Raw genomic sequence first — 7723 nt, forward strand, 5'->3', positions numbered from 1 at the left:
GTGAGTAAAGCCAGCACCTTCTCTGCACCCAAGGGAATTCCGGACTACGTTCCGCCGCAGTCAGCCGAATTCGTCGCCGTTCGTGACGGTTTGACGCGCGCCGCCAGGTTGGCCGGGTACGGCCACATCGAATTGCCGATCTTCGAGGACACCGGCCTGTTCGCGCGCGGTGTCGGCGAGTCGACCGACGTCGTCAGCAAAGAGATGTACACGTTCGCCGATCGCGGTGACCGTTCGGTGACGTTGCGTCCCGAGGGAACCGCCGGTGTCATGCGTGCCGTCATCGAGCACAGCCTCGATCGTGGACAGTTGCCGGTCAAGGTCAGCTACGCGGGCCCGTTCTTCCGCTACGAGCGCCCGCAGGCCGGTCGCTACCGCCAGTTGCAGCAGGTCGGCGTCGAGGCCATCGGGATCGACGACCCCGCGCTCGACGCTGAGGTCATCGCGATCGCTGACGCTGGATTCCGGTCGTTGGGGCTCGACGGCTTCCGCCTCGAAATCACCTCTCTCGGCGATGACACCTGCCGACCGCAGTACCGCGAACTGCTGCAGGAGTTTCTCTTTGCACTCCCGCTCGACGAAGACACGCGTCGACGCGCCGAGATCAACCCGCTTCGGGTGCTCGACGACAAGCGCCCAGATGTACGCGAGATGACGGCCGGCGCACCGCTCATGCTCGATCACCTCTCGGAGAGCTGCAAGGCGCACTTCGACGAGGTACTAGCGCACCTCGACGCCTTGGGAGTTTCCTACGTCGTCAACCCGCGCATGGTCCGCGGCCTCGACTACTACACCAAGACGACCTTCGAATTCGTGCACGACGGACTGGGCGCGCAGTCCGGAATCGGTGGTGGTGGTCGATACGACGGACTGATGGAACAGCTGGGCGGACAGCCGCTCTCGGGGATCGGGTTCGGAATCGGCGTCGACCGCACGGTTCTCGCGCTCGAGGCCGAGGGTAAGTCGGTTGCGCCACCGGCACGTGTCGACGTCTTCTGTGTACCGATGGGAGCCGAGGCGAAGGCGGCACTGGTGAAGATCGCACACCAGTTGCGTGCCAATGGGATTCGCGTCGACCTGGCGTACGGAAATCGTGGCGTCAAGGGCTCGATGAAAGCGGCCGATCGCTCGGGCGCCGCAGTCGCCTTGGTTCTCGGCGAGCGCGAGCTCGAAGAGGGCGTTGTCGTTGTCAAGCAATTGGCGACAGGTGAGCAGGAGACGGTGCCGCTCGACCAAGTTGTCGACAAGCTCGGGGATCTCGTTGAGCACTGAGGCTGAACCGGTTTCGCTCGATCTGGTTCCCGTGGCGTTGATCGCGCCGCGGCTGAAGAAGTTCGCCGTTGTTGTGGTGGTCTTCGGTGTGGTCGTCGGGTTGATCGTCAGTGTGTTCTCGACGATGACGGTCGGAGTGATCGTCGGTGCCGTCATCGCGGTTCCGACGTCACTGGCGATTCTGATGACGCTGCGCCGGCATATCACCTTGTATGGCAACAGGATTCGAGCACAAGCTGGTTTTCGCACCAACGACGTCGACGTGGCCGAGGTGCTCACGGCGGCGTTGACGGTGCGATCCGGCCGGATCAGCGAGGTCAGCCTGACACTCGGTGACGGTCGGTCCACCGTGCGAATACCGCTCGCGCTCTACACGGCAGGGGGCGGGCGCGAATTGGAGATCCTTGCACTCCGCAAGCTCGCCGACGCCCTGGCGGCCAGTGAGTTGGTACCGGCTGCCGCGTTGTCCTCGGTGCTGATCGAACAGTTGCGTGCCGAAGCCCGCGGCGCCGGACTGGCCGAGCGTCCGCTCTACCGCGCCGTCGAACTCGTGACGGCGGAGGGACGAGTGCCGAGAACCACACTGACAGACCACGAAGTGGCCGGATTACTCGACTAGCGTGGAAACCGTTCTTACAGCGTTGTAGAACGGACAGTCGTGAAAACGGCAGGTGAGGAGTCGGCAATGAGTATTGCGCCCGTAACCGTCACGGTGACCGGAGCGTCGGGTCAGATCGCCTACGGCATGCTTTTCCGCATAGCTGCGGGGGAGATGCTCGGCGCTGACGTACCGATCAAACTTCGACTGCTCGAGATTCCCGCCGCCGTGTCCGCTGCCGAAGGCGTCGCGATGGAGCTCGAAGACGGCGCGTTTCCCTTGCTGAGCTCCATCGACATCACCGACGATCCCGATGTCGCCTTCTCCGGCGCGAACGTCGGGATGCTGGTCGGTGCACGTCCGCGGAGCAAGGGGATGGAGCGCGCCGACTTGCTGAGCGCGAACGGCGCTATTTTCACAGCGCATGGGAAGGCGATCAACAACAACGCAGCCTCGGACGTCAAGGTGCTGGTCGTCGGAAACCCGGCCAACACCAACGCTCTCATCGCGATGAACAACGCGCCGGATGTACCCGATACTCGGTTCAGCGCGCTGACGCGCCTCGACCACAACCGAGCGATTGCGCAGGTGGTGAAGAAGACCGGCGTTCGTGCGTCGTCGGTGCGCAAGGTGTCCGTCTGGGGAAACCATTCGGCGACGCAGTACCCGGACCTGTCCCACGCGACCGTCGCGGGTGAGCCTGCGCTCGCGGTGATCAACGACCGCGACTGGGTGGAGAACGATTTCATCCCGACTGTGCAGGTGCGAGGCACCGCCATCATTGCTGCGCGTGGATCGTCCTCTGCGGCAAGTGCGGCCAGCGCGTCGATCGACCACGTCCGCGACTGGGTGATCGGAACGGCCGAGGACGACTGGGTATCCATGGCCGTCTGTTCGGACGGTTCCTACGGGGTGCCCGAAGGATTGATCTCGTCCTTCCCGGTGACCTGTGCCGATGGTGAATTCGCTATCGTTCCGGATCTCGCGATCGACGACTTCTCACGCGAACGGATTGACCTGTCCGTCAGCGAATTGGAGCAGGAGCGTGCGGCGGTACGGGAGTTGGGCTTCGTTTGAGGTTGTAATGCCGCCCCGGCCGGGGAGTCCCGATCAGAGATCTCGGAACAGGTACTGATCGGGATTCTCGGCACCGAGCACGGGCGGTGACACCATCGGTAGATCGTCGACCATCGAGTTTTCGTCACCGGCGCTGACGAGATACCCCGGAGTCGTGCGTGACGACTCGTCGTCCCGCGTTCCGCGAGGACCGCCGCCCATCATGCCGCCCGGCGATATGCCGCTACTGCCGACCGCCGAAGATGGTGCACCCAGGCCGGGCGTTGCTACCGGAACCGGTTGAACTGCAGCAACTCCCGCTGCGCCTCTCATCGTTCCACCGGTAGTGCCGCTTCCACCCACCCATGCTCCGCCGGAGCTCGCTGTCGCACTGGGCGACGGCGACCCGCCGGCTGCGAGTGACGTCGACGAATTGCCTGCGCCCCACAGCTTGTCGACGCCGGTCGGAAGTCCGGCGCCTGCCTGCGCTGCCGAGGTCCGAACGGCATCGGTTCCTGAGTGCGCGGATAACGGTGCGTCGCCGGCATCGGTCGATCCAGACAGCTGCGATCCAGACAGCGGCGATGCCGACGCGGCTGATGCCGCCAGAGGTTGGGCGATCTGACGGGCGGCGTCGGCGAGCGCCTCCGGAGTGGCAAGGTTGGCGAGAGCCTCACCGATCGGTGGAGTCGGCACGGGGATCGACCCGGCAAGGGCGTTCATGGCAGCGGTGTGCCCGAGCATTTCCCCGCGAGTCTGTGTCACCGCCGCGACGGCTGCCTGCATGTGTTCGGCTGCGGAGGCAATCAGCATCGCCTGTCCTGGTGGTGTCCACGCGATCGGTGCAGCAGCTGCAACCGTGGTCGCGAAGGACTGCGCGATCGCCGCGAGATTCGCGTTGCCTCGCTGCACCGATTCCGCGGCGGCAGCAGCGGTTTTCGATATCGCGGTTCCGCGTTCGCTCAATTCTGCGCCGCTGTTCTGGGCGGATCGCGACAGTTCGGTCGCGGCTTCACTGCCGGTGCTGTTCCAGGTCTGGCCCACCTCGGCGACCGCGCTTTGGGACAGTCCCATGGCTTGGTCGATGAGAGTGGACGCCTGGTTGAAGATGCCGACGGGATCGATGCCGGCAAAAGTGCCGGTGCCGAGGCTCTTCCCGAGTTCGATCAACGGCGCGAACAGATCTTCGATTCCGGGTAATGCCGGAACCGGTATGCCGGCGAGCATCGATTCGACCGTGTTGTTCGGCAATGCCGGGGCCGGAGCACCACCTTGAAGGAATTCGAGGACCGTCGTCGAGTCGTCTTCGGTGTTCATGCGATCGGTGTCGACGCGATCGCTGTTCACGCGGTCACGTCCGTCGATCCAGCGATGCCGGCCAGATCTGACGCGGTTGAAAGATCTGTGGTGTCGTAGGCCTGAGCGGCTGCACTCGCCGTTGCTGCGTTGCCGGCGTAGAAGGTCGCCAGTGCTGCAACATCTTTGGTGTGAGTTGCCTGGGCGCGCGCGAATGCCTCGAGGAACTCGATGCCGACAGGACCGACGGCTGGTGCGACTGCCGCGATGTTGGCGCCCAGATCGACGGCGGCGGCCTGCGCGATGTGTCCTGCAGCTTCGGCCGACGTCGAGCCGTACCTTCGGATGTCGTCAGTGACGACAGTCAATTCGCTCATCGTTACCCCCCAGTTGGTAAGCGTCGTGAGAACTGTAACGGACGGAATCGGCGCCGGAGGGGAGTGGACACGGCTCACCCTGCGCTTTCCGGACAACCTGGACGAAGTGGCAGAGATTACATTCTGATCCGGTGTTGGTATTGCGGGTGCGATCGATTTGGCACACTCGAACCATGCGAACCGCTTCGGACGTCATCCTCCGACTCACGTCCGATCCAGCTCGCTGTGGACTGGTGATGGATTTCGACGGTGTGCTTGCACCTATCGTCGACGATCCGTCGGCCAGTGCGCTCCTGCCCGGTGCCGAGGAGGTGCTCGCGACTTTGTCGAGGCACTTCGGCGTGGTGGGCTTGCTCTCGGGACGGCCGGCGTCGTTCTTGCGAGAACGACTGAGTCTGGATTCGGTTGTTCTCATGGGTTCCTACGGCGTCGAGACCTGGACGGAGAACGGAATCGAAGTGCTTCCGGCCGTCGCGGCTTTCAGTGATGCCGTCGCCGAAGCAGAAGCCGAACTGCGTCGCCTGTTCGACTCTCAGGCAGTTCCTGGCATCCACGTCGAGAGCAAAGGCCTTGCGGTGGCTGTGCATTGGCGTCGGGCCGCGGATCGAGCGGTCGCGCAGCGCCTGGTGGAAGCAGCGACGACAGAAATCGCGAGCCGGACCGGGTTGCGGCGTGAGCCCGGTAAGTTGGTCGAAGAATTGCGTCCACCCGTTGAGGAGGACAAGGGGACAGGCCTCCTTCGCGCGATCGCCACCGCAGGCGTCGACGTCGTCGCGTACGCGGGCGACGACCGGGGTGACCTACCTGCCTTTGCTGCTGTCCTTGCCTCGGGTGGAGAAGCGTTGGTGGTCAAGGGCGATGACATTGCACCGGAAGTGGCTGCTGTCGACGGTGTCCAGTTCGACGGCCCGCCGGCATTCCTCGATTGGATGAAAGAGCTTGCCGCGCACCTGGAACGCTGACACGTGAGGTCAGTCTGCCAAGAACTCGACCAGCGCGCGGTTGACCTCTTCCGGATTGTCCTGTGTGCATTGATGTCCGACGCCGGTGATCACCACCCGGCGAATCAGGTCCGGTAGCTGGTCGCTCAGGGCGTCGTAGATTCGATCGAGTTGGCGCGGCATGTCGACCTCTCCCCGCATCAGGAGGGTCTCCTTTCGGGGTGCCGTATCCACCGGGCAGAGTGACGCGAACCCGCTTGTTCCCAGATCCAGCCAGGTCTGCCGTCCGGCGGCCAGCATGCAGTCTGCAACGTATCTGCGAGTTGCGGGATTTCGACTCGACCACCGGCCACTGTAGAAGGCAAAGGGACCCCACGGAATCCGTCGATACAAATGCGTGCCGATTTTGATCGCCGAGGCAGCGGCTCCACTCATTTCCCGGTGCTGGCCAGGGCTGCCGATCATGACGAGCTTGTCTACTCGATCCGCATGACGATGGGTGAACTCCTGCGCGATGTTTCCGCCGAACGAGTGTCCGACGATGCTTGCGCGATCGATTCCGAGCGAGTCGAGCATGACCTTCACGTCGTCGATCACAGTGTCGAGAGTGGCGCGGTGGCCTTCTTTGAGAATCGACAGCCCTTGACCGCGTAGGTCGGGCAGCACCAGGGAATAGGCGCCCGCGAGTTCCGCGACCTGGTCGTCGAACATTCGATGATCAACTCCGGCGCCATGCAGGAAGACCACGCATTTCCGATCGAGCGCCGGCGTGCGCCACACACGCATTTCGGTGCCCGGAGTGGAAATAGTCTGGGTTGTCAGAGTCTGCATCGCTGTCCGTTGCCTCAGTTCGTTGCCGAATCAGATAGAAGTGAGCCTACCCTAAGTTCTGTGAACCGCGGTTGTGGCAACAAGAAACTGGCCGCACCGGAACATCTCCGGTACGGCCAGTCTTGGTGTTAGGTCAGGCGTCGCGCTTGTTGACGACGGCGATGCTGATTCCGAAAACCACCAGCACAAATGCTGCGAAGTAGAACAGGCTTCCCCAAGGGCCCCAATGGAAATTGGTGCTCGAACCCGAAGAGAGGAAGTGGTCGGCGTTGGCGAACGGGAGGAACGGTGTGACGTTCCTACCGAAGGATCCGAACATGCCGAACAGGCTCTCGATGAGCAGCGGCCAGAGCAGGAGCAATGCAATAGCGCCGGCAGATTGCCGCAGGAGTGCTCCGACGGCGATGGCAAGGACAACGCAGAGGAAGGCGAAGATCGGTACGCCGTAGACGGCGCGCCAGGCATCGGCGTTGTCGAGTGCCAGATTGGTGGAACCTTCAGAGCCTGCAGCAGCTTTGGTGATGAATACCGCGCCGAGCATGAGAACGAAGGACAGCGCCGCGCCGAAGGCGCCGATCAGGCCGGCTTTGGCGATCAGGACCGAAGCCCGGCTCGGGATGGCCTGGAAGGTGGTGCGGATGATGCCGAAGCGGTATTCGCTGGTAATCGCGAGGGCCGCCATGATCATCAGGACCATGACGCCGAAGCCGGAAACTCCCAGTCCCGCTTCATTGAACGTGGGGAGGAACTTCTCGAAATCAGGAGTTCCTGATGCGGCTTCGTCGTTGTACGCCTGGATGCTCGAACTCGACGAACGCCCGATCATCCAGGCGACGCCCAACCCTAGGACGATGATTGTGATCGTGCACCACAGCGGCGACTTGGTCGTGGTGATCTTGATACGTTCAGCACTGAGAACAGCCATTACAGTGCACCTCCCATAGCGTGCTGTGCGTTTGTGTGGTGGGCTCCGGCACCCGGATCGATACCGGATGCGTGGTACTGGACATCGTCTCCGGTCAACTTCATGAACGCATCCTCGAGCGATCCCTGCACAGACGCCAACTCGTGCAACACGATTCCCTGCGAACCAGCCAGACCGCCGATCGCATCAGTGGTCGAATCCACGACCACCAACACCGGCTCCGATCCTGAATGCTCCTCGCGGACAGTCAGTCCGTGGGCAGTCAATGCGGCATGGAGAGCGTCCAATTGTGGGCTGCGCACGCGCACCGTCGACTCCGACGAGCGATCCACGAACTCCGCCACCGTCGAATCCGAAATCAACCGACCCCGACCGATCACCACCAACTGCTCCGCCGTCAACGCCATCTCCGAGAGAAGGTGACTCG

8 protein-coding genes and 1 pseudogene are annotated in these 7723 nt (G+C 63.1%); 4 read left to right on the forward strand and 5 right to left on the reverse strand.

Translation table 11 applies throughout. From position 1 onward, the window contains the following. From hisS to H7C86_RS17455, 3 genes are all read left to right on the forward strand, one after another. Positions 1-1272 (forward strand): histidine--tRNA ligase, encoded by a 1272-nt coding sequence (gene hisS, locus H7C86_RS17445; protein ID WP_182261919.1) that lies wholly within the window; start codon positions 1-3, stop codon positions 1270-1272. Further along, entirely contained in the window at positions 1262-1891 is a 630-nt protein-coding gene (locus tag H7C86_RS17450) for a hypothetical protein (protein WP_047888379.1), read from the forward strand. The genes hisS and H7C86_RS17450 overlap by 11 nt, the downstream gene beginning before the upstream one ends. A 66-nt stretch (positions 1892-1957) precedes the next feature. Next, positions 1958-2947, forward strand: a complete 990-nt coding sequence (locus H7C86_RS17455; protein ID WP_019748312.1) for a malate dehydrogenase — start codon at positions 1958-1960, stop codon at positions 2945-2947. A 33-nt stretch (positions 2948-2980) separates the two neighbouring features. On the opposite strand, the gene H7C86_RS17460 is transcribed toward H7C86_RS17455, so the two are convergent. Next, on the reverse strand, positions 2981-4273 hold the full coding sequence (locus H7C86_RS17460) for a hypothetical protein (protein WP_182261920.1): 1293 nt from the start codon (positions 4271-4273) through the stop codon (positions 2981-2983). Then, entirely contained in the window at positions 4270-4599 is a 330-nt protein-coding gene (locus H7C86_RS17465) for a type VII secretion target (RefSeq protein ID WP_182261921.1), read from the reverse strand. The genes H7C86_RS17460 and H7C86_RS17465 overlap by 4 nt, the downstream gene beginning before the upstream one ends. A 173-nt stretch (positions 4600-4772) precedes the next feature. Between H7C86_RS17465 and otsB the strand changes: the two genes are divergently transcribed. After that, the gene (gene otsB, locus H7C86_RS17470) at positions 4773-5561 is read left to right on the forward strand and encodes a trehalose-phosphatase (RefSeq protein ID WP_230544072.1); all 789 of its coding nucleotides are present in this window, start codon (positions 4773-4775) and stop codon (positions 5559-5561) included. Between the two features lie 9 nt (positions 5562-5570). Here otsB and H7C86_RS17475 read toward each other — a convergent pair whose 3' ends face one another. From H7C86_RS17475 to H7C86_RS17485, 3 genes and pseudogenes are all read right to left on the reverse strand, one after another. Further along, a complete protein-coding gene (locus H7C86_RS17475; RefSeq protein ID WP_182261922.1) occupies positions 5571-6371 on the reverse strand; it encodes an alpha/beta fold hydrolase in 801 nt (266 codons plus the stop codon). A 133-nt stretch (positions 6372-6504) separates the two neighbouring features. Then, on the reverse strand, positions 6505-7296 hold the full coding sequence (locus H7C86_RS17480) for an ABC transporter permease (protein WP_019748317.1): 792 nt from the start codon (positions 7294-7296) through the stop codon (positions 6505-6507). Further along, positions 7296-7723, reverse strand: a pseudogene (locus H7C86_RS17485) (ABC transporter ATP-binding protein); the annotation flags it as partial. The gene H7C86_RS17480 and the pseudogene H7C86_RS17485, both read right to left, overlap by 1 nt.

Origin of the sequence: Rhodococcus sp. UFZ-B548 (assembly GCF_903819475.1) — a bacterium.
Classification (GTDB): domain Bacteria; phylum Actinomycetota; class Actinomycetes; order Mycobacteriales; family Mycobacteriaceae; genus Rhodococcus_F; species Rhodococcus_F erythropolis.